At 54.7% G+C, this 16,104-nt stretch carries 17 protein-coding genes; 14 read left to right on the top strand and 3 right to left on the bottom strand.

What is annotated here, in order from left to right:
* The first annotated feature begins 10 nt into the window (after window positions 1-10).
* Window positions 11-1,159, top strand: coding sequence for a lactaldehyde reductase (fucO, locus tag OGV77_RS09240; RefSeq protein WP_087050713.1), 1,149 nt, complete (start codon window positions 11-13; stop codon window positions 1,157-1,159).
* The gene (gene rhaM / locus OGV77_RS09235) at window positions 1,156-1,470 is read left to right on the top strand and encodes an L-rhamnose mutarotase (RefSeq protein ID WP_087050714.1); all 315 of its coding nucleotides are present in this window, start codon (window positions 1,156-1,158) and stop codon (window positions 1,468-1,470) included. Before fucO ends, rhaM begins: the two co-directional genes overlap by 4 nt.
* An 84-nt stretch (window positions 1,471-1,554) precedes the next feature.
* Here the strand turns inward: rhaM and OGV77_RS09230 are convergent, their stop codons facing one another.
* Window positions 1,555-2,103, bottom strand: coding sequence for a helix-turn-helix domain-containing protein (locus OGV77_RS09230; protein ID WP_003825255.1), 549 nt, complete (start codon window positions 2,101-2,103; stop codon window positions 1,555-1,557).
* A 101-nt stretch (window positions 2,104-2,204) separates the two neighbouring features.
* Here OGV77_RS09230 and OGV77_RS09225 point away from each other — a divergent pair, with 101 nt between their 5' ends.
* The 6 genes from OGV77_RS09225 (at window position 2,205) to OGV77_RS09200 (ending at window position 8,077) form a co-directional block, all read left to right on the top strand.
* Entirely contained in the window at window positions 2,205-2,864 is a 660-nt protein-coding gene (locus tag OGV77_RS09225; RefSeq protein WP_043018896.1) for an AzlC family ABC transporter permease, read from the top strand.
* A complete protein-coding gene (locus tag OGV77_RS09220) occupies window positions 2,864-3,187 on the top strand; it encodes an AzlD domain-containing protein (protein ID WP_003847885.1) in 324 nt (107 codons plus the stop codon). Before OGV77_RS09225 ends, OGV77_RS09220 begins: the two co-directional genes overlap by 1 nt.
* A 182-nt stretch (window positions 3,188-3,369) precedes the next feature.
* Window positions 3,370-3,816, top strand: coding sequence for a PTS fructose transporter subunit IIA (locus OGV77_RS09215; protein ID WP_043018895.1), 447 nt, complete (start codon window positions 3,370-3,372; stop codon window positions 3,814-3,816).
* Window positions 3,817-3,826: 10 nt separating this feature from the next.
* Window positions 3,827-5,272, top strand: a complete 1,446-nt coding sequence (locus OGV77_RS09210; protein ID WP_075145407.1) for a PTS fructose-like transporter subunit IIBC — start codon at window positions 3,827-3,829, stop codon at window positions 5,270-5,272.
* Window positions 5,262-6,332: an aminopeptidase gene (locus tag OGV77_RS09205; protein ID WP_087050715.1), complete on the top strand. Its 1,071-nt coding sequence runs from the start codon at window positions 5,262-5,264 to the stop codon at window positions 6,330-6,332. The genes OGV77_RS09210 and OGV77_RS09205 overlap by 11 nt, the downstream gene beginning before the upstream one ends.
* Window positions 6,332-8,077 carry a putative frv operon regulatory protein gene (locus OGV77_RS09200; protein ID WP_087050716.1) on the top strand — a complete coding sequence of 582 codons (1,746 nt, stop codon included), beginning with the start codon at window positions 6,332-6,334 and terminating at the stop codon, window positions 8,075-8,077. The genes OGV77_RS09205 and OGV77_RS09200 overlap by 1 nt, the downstream gene beginning before the upstream one ends.
* A 56-nt stretch (window positions 8,078-8,133) precedes the next feature.
* Here OGV77_RS09200 and OGV77_RS09195 read toward each other — a convergent pair whose 3' ends face one another.
* On the bottom strand, window positions 8,134-8,346 hold the full coding sequence (locus tag OGV77_RS09195; protein ID WP_003825262.1) for a YdgH/BhsA/McbA family protein: 213 nt from the start codon (window positions 8,344-8,346) through the stop codon (window positions 8,134-8,136).
* Between the two features lie 129 nt (window positions 8,347-8,475).
* On the opposite strand from OGV77_RS09195, the gene OGV77_RS09190 reads away from it, so the two are divergent.
* Both OGV77_RS09190 and OGV77_RS09185 read left to right on the top strand, forming a co-directional pair.
* On the top strand, window positions 8,476-8,997 hold the full coding sequence (locus tag OGV77_RS09190) for a Crp/Fnr family transcriptional regulator (RefSeq protein WP_043018891.1): 522 nt from the start codon (window positions 8,476-8,478) through the stop codon (window positions 8,995-8,997).
* A 58-nt stretch (window positions 8,998-9,055) separates the two neighbouring features.
* A complete protein-coding gene (locus tag OGV77_RS09185) occupies window positions 9,056-9,562 on the top strand; it encodes a YgjV family protein (protein WP_043018890.1) in 507 nt (168 codons plus the stop codon).
* Here OGV77_RS09185 and fdhD read toward each other — a convergent pair.
* Entirely contained in the window at window positions 9,529-10,365 is an 837-nt protein-coding gene (fdhD, locus tag OGV77_RS09180) for a formate dehydrogenase accessory sulfurtransferase FdhD (protein ID WP_075145411.1), read from the bottom strand. The two genes, OGV77_RS09185 and fdhD, sit on opposite strands and share 34 nt — an antisense overlap.
* A gap of 194 nt (window positions 10,366-10,559) precedes the next feature.
* On the opposite strand from fdhD, the gene fdnG reads away from it, so the two are divergent.
* Genes fdnG through fdhE form a run of 4 tightly spaced genes read left to right on the top strand, consistent with a single transcriptional unit; the run spans window position 10,560 to window position 16,083 of the window.
* Window positions 10,560-13,610 carry a formate dehydrogenase-N subunit alpha gene (gene fdnG, locus OGV77_RS09175; protein ID WP_141110892.1) on the top strand — a complete coding sequence of 1,017 codons (3,051 nt, stop codon included), beginning with the start codon at window positions 10,560-10,562 and terminating at the stop codon, window positions 13,608-13,610.
* A gap of 12 nt (window positions 13,611-13,622) precedes the next feature.
* Window positions 13,623-14,525: a formate dehydrogenase O subunit beta gene (gene fdoH, locus OGV77_RS09170; RefSeq protein ID WP_003028691.1), complete on the top strand. Its 903-nt coding sequence runs from the start codon at window positions 13,623-13,625 to the stop codon at window positions 14,523-14,525.
* A complete protein-coding gene (fdoI, locus tag OGV77_RS09165) occupies window positions 14,522-15,157 on the top strand; it encodes a formate dehydrogenase cytochrome b556 subunit (RefSeq protein ID WP_003028686.1) in 636 nt (211 codons plus the stop codon). The genes fdoH and fdoI overlap by 4 nt, the downstream gene beginning before the upstream one ends.
* Window positions 15,154-16,083: a formate dehydrogenase accessory protein FdhE gene (gene fdhE / locus OGV77_RS09160; RefSeq protein ID WP_043018887.1), complete on the top strand. Its 930-nt coding sequence runs from the start codon at window positions 15,154-15,156 to the stop codon at window positions 16,081-16,083. The genes fdoI and fdhE overlap by 4 nt, the downstream gene beginning before the upstream one ends.
* Window positions 16,084-16,104 lie beyond the last annotated feature (21 nt).

Here is a 16,104-nt window from a genome sequence, read left to right as displayed (position 1 = left end):
GAGAATAGTGATGAGCTTTATGTTGGCACTGCCAAAAATTAGCCTGCATGGCACCGGCGCGATTGCCGATATGGTGGATCTCGTGGCGAATAAACAATGGGGCAAAGCGCTGATCGTCACCGATGGTCAACTGGTGAAGCTGGGCCTGCTGGACAGCCTGTTTGCCGCGCTGGATGAACATCAAATGTCTTACCACCTGTTTGATGAGGTGTTCCCGAACCCGACAGAGGAGCTGGTGCAGCAGGGTTTTGCAGCATATCAGGGCGCAGAATGTGACTACATTATCGCTTTCGGCGGCGGCAGCCCGATCGATACCGCTAAAGCGGTGAAGATCCTGACCGCCAACCCAGGCCCTTCTACCGCTTACTCCGGCGTGGGCAAAGTGAAAAATGCGGGCGTACCGCTGGTCGCCATCAACACCACTGCCGGTACGGCAGCAGAAATGACCAGCAACGCGGTTATTATCGACTCTGCGCGCAAGGTCAAAGAGGTGATCATCGACCCGAATATCATCCCGGATATCGCCGTGGATGATGCCAGCGTCATGCTGGAAATCCCAGCCTCCGTCACCGCTGCAACCGGCATGGACGCCCTGACCCACGCGGTGGAAGCCTATGTTTCCGTTGGTGCGCATCCGCTTACCGATGCCAACGCGCTGGAAGCGATTCGCCTGATCAATCTGTGGCTACCAAAAGCGGTCGACGAGGGCCATAACCTCGAAGCCCGCGAGCAAATGGCGTTTGGTCAGTATCTGGCGGGTATGGCATTTAACAGCGCCGGTCTGGGTCTGGTGCATGCGCTGGCTCATCAGCCGGGCGCAACCCACAATCTGCCGCACGGCGTCTGCAACGCCATCCTGCTGCCGGTAATCGAAAACTTTAACCGCCCAAACGCGGTGGCGCGCTTTGCCCGCGTGGCGCAGGCAATGGGCGTCGATACCCGTGGCATGAGCGATGAAGCGGCAAGCTTGGAGGCCATCAAGGCGATTCGAGCACTCAGCAAGCGTGTCGGTATTCCTGCGGGCTTTAGCTCCCTTGGCGTGACGAAAGAAGATATTGAAGGCTGGCTGGACAAAGCATTGGCCGATCCGTGTGCGCCGTGCAACCCGCGTACCGCCAGCCGCGACGAGGTCCGCGAGCTGTATCTGGAGGCGTTATGATCCGCAAGGCCTTTGTGATGCAGGTAAATGCCGACGCGCACGTTGAATATCAACGTCGGCACAATCCCATCTGGCCAGAACTGGAAGCGGTGCTGAAAGAACACGGCGCCCATCACTACGCGATTTATCTCGATCGGGAGCGCAATCTGCTGTTCGCCACCGTCGAGATTGAGTCCGAAGCGCGCTGGGACGCTGTCGCCAGCACCGACGTTTGCCAGCGTTGGTGGAAGCATATGCGTGACGTAATGCCAGCCAACCCGGACAACAGCCCGCTCAGCGCAGAGCTAAAAGAGGTGTTCTATCTGCAGTAAGTCGTGTGCCCGGTGGTGCAAGCTTACCGGGCACACGGTTTTATTTTTTGTAGGCCGGATAAGCGATAGCGCCATCCGGCAATTTCAATTCTGCTCAGAAACCAGAATCGCCTGGGTGTCAGGCTCCAGTGCTTTAAAGATATGCGCCCGATCGGCGGGGTAACAAATGTAGTCGCCCTCACCTAACTCTTCCGGCGCTTCCGTCAACCCCACCATCGCCTTGCCCTGCGTCACGATGATATGTTCAACCGATCCCGGCGGATGCGGCTGTGAAATACGATCCGCGCCCGGCTGCGTCAGCAACAGATAAATATCCCGCCGCGCGCCCGGTGGGCAGGCGGCCAGTAAAATGGCCTGATAGTGGGCCTGTTCCGCCACGACTTTTGTCCCTTCGCCGCGGCGAATCACCTGCGTTTTTTGCTCCTGCGGCTCCAGCAGGCGCGCAAAAGGGATATCCAACGCCACACACAGCGACCAGAGCGTTTCCAGGCTAGGATTGCCATTGCCCGCTTCCAACTGTGAGAGCGTCGATTTTGCAATCCCCGCACGACGGGCAATCTCCGCCAGCGACAAACCGGTGCGCTGACGTTCACGCACCAGGCTTTTCGCGATCATACTGATGGGCTGGGTCATTCACGACTCCATGTTTTTTATATCGAACGAATCGTTCGACTTGTAAAGTTAACTGCTCCCGTTCATTATAATGGAAATTCGTTCGATATGGCTAAAACGGTATGAAACATTATTTTTCCAGTCTCAAAGGCGACACGCTGAAAGCAATATTTCTCGTCTGTCTGGCTGTCGGCGTTGTCGGCATGTCGTACGGCTCGCTGGCGATGGCTTACGGCTTCCCGCTGTGGGTACCGTTTGTACTCTCTATTACGGTACTGGCGGGGGCGTCCGAGTTTATGTTTATCGGCATCGTCGCCAGCGGTGGTAACCCACTGGCGGCTGCGGCTGCCGGTTTACTGGTCAACGCCCGACACGTGCCGTTTGGCGTCACGGTGCGCGATCTGGTGGGAAACCGGGCCGCCAGTTTCCTCGGCTGCCATATCATGAACGACGAAAGCGTGGTTTTTGGCCTGTCGCAAAAAACGCCCGAACAACGTAAAGCCGCCTACTGGCTGTGCGGTCTGGGCGTCGCGATTTTCTGGCCTGTTGGTACACTGATCGGCGCGGGCGTCGGCAAACTGCTCCCCGCACCGGAAACCATCGGCCTGGATGCCGTCTTCCCTGCCATTCTGCTGGCTTTGGTCGTCCCGGCATTCAAAAACCGCACCACGCTGATTCGCGCCTGTAGCGGCGCCGGGCTGTCGCTTGCCGCCATTCCCTTTGCGCCGGTCGGTTTGCCAGTTCTGCTTTCACTGTTCGGCTTACTGACGAGGAAAAAATAATGGGTAACATGACGCTGTTTATCGTCGGTATCGCCATCTTATCTCTGGGAACCTATTTAATGCGTTTAGGAGGAGCGAAGCTTGGGAGCCGTTTAGCGTTCTCAGAACGCTCGCAGGCGCTGCTTTCCGACGCCGCAACGGTATTACTGTTCTCCGTGGCGCTGGCGACCACCTTTTACGAAGGCGAACATTTTGCCGGTATGGCGCGGGTTCTTGGGGTTGGCTTCGCGGTATTTCTCGCCTGGCGCAAGCTGCCGCTAATCGTGGTGATTGTTGCCGCCGCGGTGGTGACCGCGTTGTTAAGGATGGCGGGAATACACTAAAAAAATAATTACCCTGGCGAAATATTCATCAGGGTAATCGCCTGTAGCGTTGTGTGTTTTACCCCACAAAACCACGCGCTAACTCGGCCTCAAATTGTCACTCCACGCTGACATATTGCCGCTCATCTCTTCGCCATCTCGCCGTTAGAATCAAATCAAATAGTTTTAACGGAGCCCCCCACATGACAACCCTTACAGCTAACTGCATTGACCTGAATATTCAGGGGAATAGCGTGTATGCCATCCTCAAGCAATTGGCAGATATGGCGTTTCAGAATGGCTATGTCTCCGATCGCAGCACTTTCCTGCAAACGCTATTGCTGCGCGAAAAGCTGCATTCCACCGGCTTTGGCTCGGGTATTGCCGTCCCGCACGGTAAGAGCGCCTGCATCAGGCAGCCCTTTGTGTTGTTCGCGCGCAAATCAGAAAACGTGGACTGGAAAGCCAGCGACGGCGAGGACGTCAACTGCTGGATCTGCCTCGGTGTACCGCAAACCGGCGAGGACGATCAGGTCAAAATCATCGGCACCCTGTGCCGCAAAATCATTCATCAGGATTTCATCGATCAACTGAAGCAAGGTGACACCAGCCAGGTGCTCGCCCTGCTTAATCAGACCTTAACCTCATAAGGAAGCGGCTATGGAGTCATCCTTACGTTTAGTGGCGATCACCAACTGTCCGGCGGGGATCGCCCACACTTATATGGTGGCAGAGGCGCTGGAGCAAAAAGCGCGCTCGCTCGGCCACACGATTAAAGTCGAAACCCAGGGCTCAAGCGGCGTCGAAAACCGCCTGAGCAATGAAGAGATTGCCGCAGCCGATTATGTCATTCTGGCCACCGGTCGCGGCCTGAGCGGCGAAGACCGGGCGCGTTTTGCCGGGAAAAAAGTCTATGAAATCGCCATTTCCCAGGCGCTAAAAAATATCGACCTGATTTTTACGCAGTTACCGACGCATTCCCAACTTTTCGCCGCCGATAGCAGCGTGAAGCTGGGAAAACAGGAGGTCCAGCACGGTAGCGTAATGAGCCACCTGATGGCGGGCGTTTCCGCCGCGCTGCCGTTTGTTATCGGCGGCGGTATTCTGGTCGCCATCGCCAATATGCTGGTGCAGTTCGGTTTGCCCTATACCGATATGTCGAAAGGCGCGCCGTCGTTCACCTGGATTGTTGAATCGATCGGCTATCTGGGCTTTACCTTTATGATCCCGATTATGGGGGCATATATTGCCTGGTCGATTGCCGATAAACCCGCTTTTGCCCCAGCATTTCTGGTGTGTTATCTGGCGAACGATAAAGGCCTGCTGGGTACGCAGTCCGGCGCAGGATTTCTCGGCGCGGTCGTACTCGGGCTGGCAATTGGCTACTTTGTCCTGTGGTTTCGCAAGGTTCGCCTCGGCAAAGCGCTACAGCCACTGCTTGGTTCTATGCTGATCCCGTTTGTCACTTTACTGGTGTTCGGCGTACTGACTTACTACGTCATCGGCCCGGTGATGTCCGACATCATGGGCGGTCTGCTGCACTTCCTGAACACCATTCCGCCATCCATGAAAATGGGCGCGGCCTTCCTCGTTGGTGCGATGCTGGCGTTTGATATGGGCGGGCCAATCAATAAAACGGCCTGGTTCTTCTGCTTCTCGCTGCTGGAAAAACATATCTATGACTGGTACGCCATCGTCGGCGTGGTGGCGCTGATGCCGCCCGTCGCGGCGGGAATCGCTACCTATTTAGCGCCCAAACTGTTTACCCAACAGGAGAAGGCCGCCGCCAGCAGTGCGATTGTCGTCGGCGCCACCGTCGCCACCGAGCCGGCCATCCCCTACGCACTGGCCGCGCCGCTGCCGATGATTACCGCCAATACGCTCTCCGGTGGCATTACCGGCATGCTGGTTATCGCCTTTGGAATCAAACGCCTCGCGCCGGGTTTAGGTATCTTTGATCCGCTGATTGGCCTGATGTCTCCGGTGGGATCATTTTACCTGGTGCTGGCTATCGGTCTGGCACTGAACATTTCGTTAATTATCATCCTGAAAGGGTTGTGGCTGAAACGTAAAGCCGCGCAGCAGGAGCTTGCCCATGAACATTGAGTTACTTCAGCAGCTATGCGAAGCCAGCGCCGTCAGCGGCGATGAACAGGAAGTTCGTACTCTTCTCATTAACGCGCTGGAATCCAGCGTCGATGAAATCACCTTCGACGGCCTCGGTAGCTTTGTCGCCCGCAAAGGCAACCGCGGGCCGAAGGTGGCGGTTGTCGGCCATATGGATGAAGTCGGCTTTATGGTCACGCATATCGACGAGAGCGGATTTTTGCGCTTCACCACCATTGGTGGTTGGTGGAGCCAGTCGATGCTCAATCATCGGGTCTCTATCCGTACCCGTAAAGGCGTTAAAATCCCTGGCATCATCGGCTCCGTGGCGCCGCATGCTTTGACGGAAAAGCAGAAACAGCAGCCGCTGACCTTTGACGAGATGTTTATCGATATTGGCGCTAACAGCCACGAAGAAGTAGAAAAATACGGGATTGCGATCGGTGACTTCATTAGCCCGGAAGCCAATTTCGCTCGCTGGGGCGAAGATAAGATCGTCGGTAAAGCGCTGGATAACCGCGTCGGCTGCGCCCTGATGGCTGAGCTTTTACAAACCGTCGATAACCCCGACATTACCCTGTACGGCGTGGGCAGCGTGGAAGAAGAGGTGGGGCTGCGCGGAGCGCAAACCTCGGCCGAGCATATCAAGCCCGACGTGGTGATCGTGCTGGATACCGCAGTTGCGGGCGATGTGCCCGGAATCGACGCCATCAAATACCCGCTCAAGCTTGGTGAGGGTCCTGGTCTGATGCTGTTCGATAAGCGCTATTTCCCGAATCAACAACTGGTCGCCACATTAAAAGAGTGTGCAGAAAGCAGCGGTGCGTCATTGCAGCTCTGTACTATGAAAACCGGGGCGACGGACGGCGGACGCTATAACGTTATGGGAGGGGGTCGTCCGGTGGCGGCACTCTGCCTGCCGACACGTTATCTCCACGCCAACAGCGGCATGATTTCCGCATCGGATTACAACGCGCTGTTTACCCTGGTGCGCGAACTGCTCACCGCGCTGACGGCCGAAAAGATCTGCGCGTTCACTGATTTTCGCCAGGAGAGTTAATGCTATCGGAACGCCAGTTAAAGATTGTCGATCTCCTCGAACAGCAGCCGTGTTCGCTGGGCGAGCTGGCGCGGCAAACTGGCGTGTCGGGCAGAACCATCCTGCGTGATATTGATTACCTCAACTTTACCCTCAGCGGTAAGGCCCGCATTCAGCCCGGTGGTGGTGCAGGATATCAGTTGGAAATTGTCGACAGACGCGGTTATTTTCAGCTTCTGCAACGCCATGATAATGATGACCGGTTGCTGGCCTTTCTTCTGCTTAATACCTTTACACCCCGCGTACAGCTGGCTTCAGCACTCAATTTACCTGAAACCTGGGTGGCCGATCGTCTCCCGCGTTTGAAACAGCGCTATGAGCGCGCTTTTTGTCTTGCCAGCCGCCCGGGAGTCGGTCATTTCATTGATGAACCAGAAGAAAAGCGCATAATCCTGCTGGCAAATCTGCTTAAAAAAGATCCACTCTTAATTCCACTGCCAGGTATTACCCGAGACAACATCGACAGGCTCAACACTGCATGTGAAAAACTTGATGAATTCCCGTTCATCTCGGGAGAGTACCTGGCAAGTCTGGTGCTGGCAGTCTACGCCCTGCGTAATCAGCTCACCGGATCGTGGCCGGAGTGTCGGTATATATCACTGAAAAATGCGGTGGAACAAGGAGGAGTCTACCTGGGCGAAAACGCTTTCAGAACCCTGATCGGTCTTCTGGAAATCAGGCAACGTCAGGCAATGACCATCTCGGCCGATGCGGTGACCTGCTTGTTAAAAAGCGTTCCCGGCATTGCCGTGTTGAACGTTATCGATGCCCAACTGGTTGAAAATATTACCGGCCACCTGCTGAGATGCGTCTCTGCCCCGGTTTGGGTACCGGAGCATCGCCAGAGCAGTATGCATAACCTGAAGTCTACCTGGCCTGCCGCTTTCGATTTGAGCTTGCGTTTTATCGCCCTGTTGCGCGAAAAACTGGATATCCCGCTGTTCGATAGCGATCTCATCGGGCTTTACTTCGCCTGTGCGCTGGAGCGGCATCAAAACGAGCGTCAGCCGGTCATTTTATTATCCGACCAGAATGCTATCGCCACCATCAACCAACAGGCTATTGAGCGGGATGTCCTGAATTGTCGGGTGATCATTGCGCGAAATACAAGTGAAGTCAGCGCCATCAGCGAAGAAATCACCCCGCTGTTAATCGTCAACAATAGTCACTATCTGCTTGATGAATCTCTAAAAAATACATTAACTATCAAGAATATTATCACCGCAGCGGGTACCGAGCAGATCAAACACTTTCTTGCTACGGCCTTTATCCGCCAGCAGCCCGAACGTTTCTTTTTACAGCAGGGCTGCTTCCATTACGCCAATATGAAGGCCGAAAGCTGGCAGAGTATCATCGGTCGGATCTGCGGCCAACTTGTGGCTCAGGGCCATATCACTGAGGACGAAGCGCTACGCATTTGCGCCCGGGAGCATGAAGGTGAAAACCTGATAGTGAATCGCCTGGCAATTCCTCATTGCTGGAGCGAACAGGAGCGTCGTTTCCGCGGTTTCTTTATCACCCTCGCGCAGCCCATTTTGGTGAATAACGAACCGGTCAGTCATGTCCTGATCGCCTGTGCCGCCGCTGAGGCGCGGCATGAACTAAAAATCTTCAGTTATTTATCCAGCGTACTGAGCAGCCATCAGGCTGATACTATTGCGGGATTGACCGGATATGAAGCGTTTATTGCATTGCTCAGGCAGTAAATATCAGAAATGAAAAAAGCGCCTCAAGGGCGCTCTTTCGACAGTACTAAGGTATCTTATTTCAGCAGTTCTGCGGTCATGTGCACGCGGTTGCCGGTGTAAGCCTGAGTGATTTTATAATCGCTGGCGCCTGCACGTTCAGCCTGAGCGGCAATTTTTGCTTCAGCGCTTTCCAGCGTAGAACCGGTTGCGGTAACGGTCTGAGCAGCGAAAGAACCGAAAGAAGTAGCCAGAGCGATAACTGCGACAAAAGTTTTGATGCTTTTCATGATATAAACCCTTTAACTAAGTTGTTTGAGTAAGGCACCGTGCCTTGATGTGATAAATAATAGGCTGATACTCGAACAACTAAAAGCGGAATGATTTGCCAGTCTTATTCAAATTATTTGAGAGATAAGATGTCACATAATCGGGAATCACAATGGCTTGCAGGCAGCCGAAGAAAAACGCAACCGGCGGGAAGTTGGTTACTGCGTCAGGGTGAACCGCAAAGTAAAATTCATCTTTTACATCATGGCGTTGCACGTGCGGTGTATCACGCAGACAGTGGCGTTGAAAGGGTTAAAGAGTTCTACTTTGCCGGGGAATACTGCTTTTTGTACCTGAACTGGCTAACCAACACGCCTGCTGATTACAGTCTGCAAATGATCGCCGCTGGCGAAACCAGTGAAATACCGCTGGCGTTGCTGGATGCGCCGGAAAATCAGGATATTAGGACCCAGCTACTGGTCCAGCAGTTGATCTATAAAGAGAAAAAAGAACAAATGCTGCTGCTCAATACCCCAGAGCAACGCTACCAGTACGTACAAACACACTTCCCGGACTGGGAGTCGCAACTCACTCAGCGCGATCTCGCCAACTATATCGGCATTACTCCCGTTAGCCTGTCTCGTATTCGCCAGCGTCTTAACAAAGGTTAACGCCTTACGTTGATGCGTCGATTATTGTCCCGTCACTCTTCAATTGTTGGCGCACATTATGAACGCATTTCTCCTCTCTCAGATTCTGGCTGGCATCAGCTTTTTGCTGGATATTTCCGCTTTTCATTTTCAGCGCCGGGCTATCACCTTATCTCTGCTCACCAGTTCCACTTCCCTGTTGGCTATCCATTTCTATCTTTTGGATCAACACGCAGCGGCTGGGTTAATGATCATTGCCGCATGCCGCTACGCGACGGCCATCGTCACGTTTCACCGCTGGGCGATGTGGGGATTTATGCTGGGATCGCTGCTGTGTAGCGTTTATCTTTGGCAAAATCTGTCGAGTATTTTGCCGCTGATGGGAAGCCTGCTAATGACCTTTGCGTCGTTTCAAAAACGCAGCGGAAAACTACGGGGTTACACATTGTGCGGTAGCCTGTGTTGGCTACTGAACAATGTGATTGTCGGCTCGCCAGTTGCCGTAATCATGGAACTGGCATTTTCAGGCAGCATTCTGGCCGCCTGGTGGCGTCACAGCGCGATCAGACGTTGCGGATGCGTGTAGACCGTCGCCCTGCCCGGTTTGCAAAAACCCACCAGCGTCAGGTTACAGCGTTCGGCAACTTCCACGGCAAGCGTGGTCGCCGCAGAGACGGCAAACAGAATTTCCACGCCGCACATTGCCGACTTCTGCACCATCTCGTAGCTGGCGCGGCTGGAGACTAATACTGCGCCTTGCTGCCAGGCCTCCCCTTCGATTGCACGTCGCCCCAGCAGTTTATCCAGCGCAACATGACGCCCTACATCTTCATGCCCACCCGCCAGATGACCTGACGGCTGAACCCAGGCAGCCGCGTGCGTGCAGCCTGTCAGTTGTCCAACAGGTTGGAAATCAGGGAGATGCCGTAAAGCGTTATCGAGATGCCTCAGATCAAATGTCTGAGTAAACGGCAGCGGCTGGACCGGCTTGCCAATATCATTAAGCTGTTCCACACCACAAACACCGCAGCCGGTGCGGCCGGCCAGAGCGCGACGACGTTCTTTCAGCCCCATAAAGCGACGGCTGGACAACTCAACCTGCACTTCCAATCCGTTGCAGGAAGGCACTACGTCCATCGCGTAAATATCTTGTGGGGACTCAATGATGCCCTCAGAAAGTGAAAAACCTATCGCGAAATGCTCAAGATCTTTCGGTGATGCCATCATCACCACGTGTGAAATCCCGTTGTATACCAGCGCCACAGGCACTTCTTCAGCTACCTCATCAGGCTGAGGATGTTGCAAATCCTCGCGTTTCCAGAGGGTCAACTGACGAGATCCTGTCGGAGATGTCACATTCTTGATGTTTTCTTGAATAATCTTATTCACTTTCTTTTAACCATATTGGAACACACATACCAACATTGTGGTATTCTTTACAAACCCCTCCTGGACGGAGGGAAATTCACCCAATTCTGGACCTTTGCGGTCCCGTCCGCAAAGAAAAATAACAACCACTTCCCTCGCGTTCGCGTTATAGAAAAGCGAAGGGAACGTGACAATGTCGAAACAAGGAGCGAACCATGCAGGTCAGCAGAAGGCAGTTCTTTAAGATCTGCGCTGGCGGTATGGCAGGCACCACGGCAGCGGCACTGGGCTTTGCACCCGGCGTAGCGCTCGCGGAAACACGGCAATATAAACTGCTGCGCACCCGTGAAACCCGTAACACCTGCACTTACTGTTCCGTTGGCTGTGGACTGTTAATGTACAGCCTCGGTGACGGAGCTAAAAACGCCAAAGCATCCATCTTCCATATCGAAGGGGACCCGGATCACCCGGTGAACCGTGGCGCGCTGTGCCCGAAAGGGGCAGGACTTGTGGACTTCATCCACTCCGAAAGCCGCCTGAAATTCCCGGAATACCGCGCACCAGGCTCTGATAAGTGGCAACAGATTAGCTGGGATGAGGCATTTGACCGCATCGCTAAGCTGATGAAAGAAGACCGCGACGCTAACTACGTTGCGCAAAACGCCGAAGGCGTAACCGTTAACCGCTGGCTTTCCACCGGGATGCTGTGTGCTTCCGCTTCCAGTAACGAAACCGGCTATTTAACGCAAAAATTCTCCCGCGCGCTCGGTATGCTCGCGGTCGACAACCAGGCACGCGTCTGACACGGACCAACGGTAGCAAGTCTTGCTCCAACATTTGGTCGCGGTGCGATGACCAACCACTGGGTCGACATTAAAAACGCCAACCTCGTTGTGGTGATGGGCGGTAACGCTGCTGAAGCTCACCCGGTCGGATTCCGCTGGGCGATGGAAGCCAAAATTCACAACGGCGCGAAGCTGATTGTTATCGATCCGCGCTTTACGCGAACCGCCGCGGTAGCTGATTTCTATGCTCCGATTCGTTCCGGTACTGACATTGCTTTCCTGTCAGGCGTCTTGCTGTACCTGCTGAACAACGAAAAATTCAACCGCGAATACACTGAGGCCTATACCAACGCCAGCCTGATCGTGCGTGAGGATTACGGTTTCGAAGATGGCCTGTTCACCGGCTACGACGCGGATAAACGCAAGTATGACAAAACCAGCTGGAACTACGAACTGGATGAAAAAGGCTTCGCCAAACGCGACGTCACCCTGCAACATCCGCGCTGCGTGTGGAACCTGCTGAAACAGCACGTCTCCCGCTACACGCCGGACGTCGTAGAAAACATCTGCGGGACGCCAAAGGCCGACTTCCTGAAGGTCTGTGAGTACATCGCAGAAACAAGCGCCAAAGATAAAACCGCGTCGTTCCTGTACGCCCTGGGCTGGACGCAACACTCCGTGGGTGCGCAGAACATCCGTACCATGGCGATGATCCAGTTGCTGCTTGGCAATATGGGGATGGCAGGCGGCGGCGTTAACGCCCTGCGCGGTCACTCCAACATTCAGGGTTTGACCGACTTAGGCCTGCTGTCACAAAGCCTGCCAGGCTATATGACGCTGCCGAGCGAAAAACAGACTGACCTGCAAACCTATCTTGCCGCCAACACACCAAAACCGTTGCTGGAAGGTCAGGTGAACTACTGGGGCAACTATCCGAAATTCTTCGTTTCGATGATGAAAGCCTTCTTTGGCGATAAAGCGACAGCGGAAAACAGCTGGGGCTTCGACTGGCTGCCGAAGTGGGATAAAGGGTACGACGTCCTGCAGTACTTCGAGATGATGAACCAGGGCAAAGTGAATGGCTATATCTGCCAGGGCTTTAACCCGGTCGCGTCATTCCCGAATAAAAACAAAGTTGTGGCTTCACTGTCCAAACTGAAGTTCCTGGTCACTATCGACCCACTCAACACTGAGACTTCCACCTTCTGGCAGAACCACGGTGAGTCGAACGATGTTGACCCGTCGAAAATCCAGACCGAAGTATTCCGTCTGCCATCCACCTGCTTCGCCGAAGAGAATGGTTCTATCGTCAACTCCGGTCGCTGGCTGCAGTGGCACTGGAAAGGCGCTGATGCCCCAGGGATTGCCGTTACCGATGGCGAAATCCTCGCTGGTATCTTCTTACGCCTGCGTAAGATGTATGCCGAGCAGGGTGGCGCGAACCCGGAACAGGTGCTGAGCATGACCTGGAACTACTCCACCCCACACGAACCGGCTTCGGAAGAAGTGGCGATGGAGAGTAACGGTAAAGCGCTGGCCGACATTACCGACCCGGCAACCGGCGCGGTTATCGTCAAGAAAGGCCAACAGCTTAGCTCGTTCGCCCAACTGCGTGACGATGGCACGACCTCCAGCGGCTGCTGGATTTTTGCCGGTAGCTGGACGCCGGACGGCAACCAGATGGCGCGCCGTGATAACGCCGATCCATCCGGCCTTGGCAACACGCTGGGCTGGGCCTGGGCGTGGCCGCTCAACCGACGTATTCTGTACAACCGCGCCTCTGCTGACCCGCAGGGGAATCCGTGGGATCCAAAACGTCAGATCCTGAAATGGGACGGGGCAAAATGGAGCGGGATGGATATTCCGGACTACAGCGCCGCCGCACCGGGCAGCAACGTTGGGCCGTTCATCATGCAGCCGGAAGGGATGGGACGCCTGTTTGCTATCGATAAGATGGCGGAAGGTCCGTTCCCGGAACACTACGAGCCGTTTGAAACGCCGCTGGGCACTAACCCGCTGCACCCGAACGTTATCTCTAACCCTGCCGCGCGTATCTTTAAAGGTGACGCGGAAGCACTGGGTAAAGCAGATAAGTTCCCGTACGTCGGTACGACCTACCGTCTGACCGAGCACTTCCACTACTGGACCAAGCACGCGCTGCTGAACGCCATCGCTCAGCCGGAACAGTTTGTGGAAATTGGCGAGAAGCTGGCGAATAAGCTCGGTATCTCCCATGGCGATACCGTCAAAGTCTCCTCTAACCGCGGCTACATTAAGGCCAAAGCGGTGGTGACTAAACGTATTCGCACGCTGAAGGCTAACGGTAAGGATATCGACACTATCGGTATTCCGATTCACTGGGGCTACGAAGGTGTGGCGAAAAAAGGCTTTATCGCTAACACGTTAACGCCATTCGTCGGTGATGCGAACACGCAGACGCCGGAATTTAAGTCCTTCCTCGTGAACGTGGAAAAGGTGTAACGGAGACGACCTATGGCTTATCAATCGCAAGACATCATTCGTCGTTCCGCCACTAACGGTTTCACCCCCGCGCCTCAGGCGCGGGACCATCAGGAAGAGGTGGCGAAGCTTATCGACGTCACCACCTGTATCGGCTGTAAAGCGTGTCAGGTGGCGTGTTCTGAATGGAACGACATCCGTGATGAAGTGGGTAACAACGTTGGGGTGTACGACAACCCGGCTGATTTGACCGCTAAATCCTGGACGGTAATGCGCTTCTCAGAAGTGGAACAAAACGACAAACTGGAATGGCTTATCCGCAAGGATGGCTGTATGCACTGTGCCGATCCGGGCTGCCTGAAGGCGTGTCCGGCTGAAGGCGCAATCATTCAGTATGCCAACGGGATCGTCGACTTCCAGTCCGAGCAGTGCATCGGCTGTGGCTACTGTATCGCGGGCTGCCCGTTCGACGTACCGCGCCTCAACCCGGAAGACAACCGCGTCTACAAATGTACGCTGTGCGTTGACCGCGTGGTGGTCGGGCAAGAACCGGCCTGCGTGAAAACCTGCCCAACCGGCGCCATTCATTTCGGCACCAAAGAGTCGATGAAAACGCTGGCCGGCGAGCGCGTAGCGGAGCTGAAAACGCGTGGTTACGAAAACGCGGGTCTGTACGATCCGGCAGGCGTTGGCGGTACGCACGTAATGTACGTATTGCACCATGCCGACAAGCCGAATCTGTACCACGGTCTGCCGGAGAACCCGGAAATCAGCGCCACCGTGAAATTCTGGAAAGGCATCTGGAAACCTCTCGCAGCCGTCGGCTTTGCAGCGACATTTGCGGCCAGTATCTTCCACTACGTCGGCGTAGGCCCGAACCGTGCGGAAGAGGAAGAAGACAATCTGCATGAAGAAAAAGACGAGGTGCGCAAATGAAACGACGTGACACCATCGTGCGCTACACGGCGCCGGAACGCATCAACCACTGGATCACCGCCTTCTGCTTCATTCTGGCGGCAGTGAGCGGGATGGGCTTTCTCTTCCCATCTTTTAACTGGCTGATGCACATCATGGGCACTCCGCAACTGGCGCGAATTGTGCACCCGTTTGTCGGCGTGATCATGTTTGCCTCGTTTATCATCATGTTTTTCCGTTACTGGCACCACAATCTAATCAATCGGGATGATATCTTTTGGGCGAAGAATATTCGTAAGATTGTCGTCAACGAGGAAGTAGGTGACACGGGACGTTATAACTTCGGCCAGAAATGCGTATTCTGGGCGGCGATTATCTTCCTGGTCCTGTTGCTGGTGAGCGGAGTGGTCATCTGGCGTCCGTATTTTGCGCCTGCTTTCTCAATCCCGGTGATCCGATTCGCGTTAATGCTGCATTCATTTGCCGCAGTAGCGTTAATTGTGGTTATCATGGTGCACATTTACGCCGCCCTTTGGGTGAAAGGCACCATTACCGCGATGGTGGAAGGATGGGTTACCAGCTCATGGGCGAAGAAACATCACCCGCGCTGGTACCGTGAAGTCCGCCAGAAACAGGAAAAGTCATCTGAATGAGTATTCGCATAATCCCGCAAGATGAGCTGGAGAAGAGCGAGAAACGCACGGCGGATATGATTCCGCCGTTATTATTCCCCAGACTCAAAAATTTGTATAACCGCCGCGCTGAGCGTCTGCGCGAGCTGGCCGAGAACAACCCGCTTGGCGATTATCTGCGCTTTGCCGCGCTGATCGCACACGCGCAGGAAGTGGTGTTGTACGACCATCCGCTGCAGATAGATCTGACCGCTCGCATCAAAGAAGCGAACGATCAGGGCAAACCGCCGCTGGACATTCACGTCCTGCCACGCGACAAGCACTGGCAAAAACTGCTGCAATCGTTAATTGCTGAGCTGAAGCCGGAGATGAGCGGCCCTGCACTAGCCGTGATCGAGAATCTGGAAAAAGCCTCAGAGCAGGAACTGGAGCTGATGGCCAGCGCGCTGTTTGCCTCTGATTTCGCCTCCGTCAGCAGCGACAAAGCGCCGTTCATTTGGGCTGCCCTGTCGCTCTACTGGGCGCAGATGGCAAGCCTGATCCCCGGCAAAGCCCGTGCGGAATACGGTGAACAGCGTCAGTACTGCCCGGTGTGTGGTTCAATGCCGGTCTCCAGCATGGTGCAAATCGGTACCACTCAGGGGCTGCGCTATCTGCACTGCAACCTGTGTGAAACCGAGTGGCACGTGGTGCGCGTGAAGTGCAGCAACTGCGAACAGAGCCGTGATTTGAACTACTGGTCGCTGGATAACGAACAGGCAGCGATTAAAGCTGAAAGCTGCGGCGACTGCGGGACTTACCTGAAGATTCTCTATCAGGAAAAAGACCCGAAAGTTGAGGCAGTAGCTGACGATCTCGCTTCACTGATGCTGGACGCTCACATGGAGCAAGAGGGCTTCGCCCGCAGCTCCATCAACCCGTTCTTATTCCCGGGTGAAGGGGAGTAAGTTCTCCGTACCACCGGGCGG

Origin of the sequence: Citrobacter sp. Ce129, from assembly GCF_030334545.1 — a bacterium.
Taxonomy (GTDB): domain Bacteria; phylum Pseudomonadota; class Gammaproteobacteria; order Enterobacterales; family Enterobacteriaceae; genus Citrobacter; species Citrobacter europaeus.
Note: the sequence above shows the minus strand (reverse complement) of the source record. Positions and strands in the feature narration are given on the sequence as shown.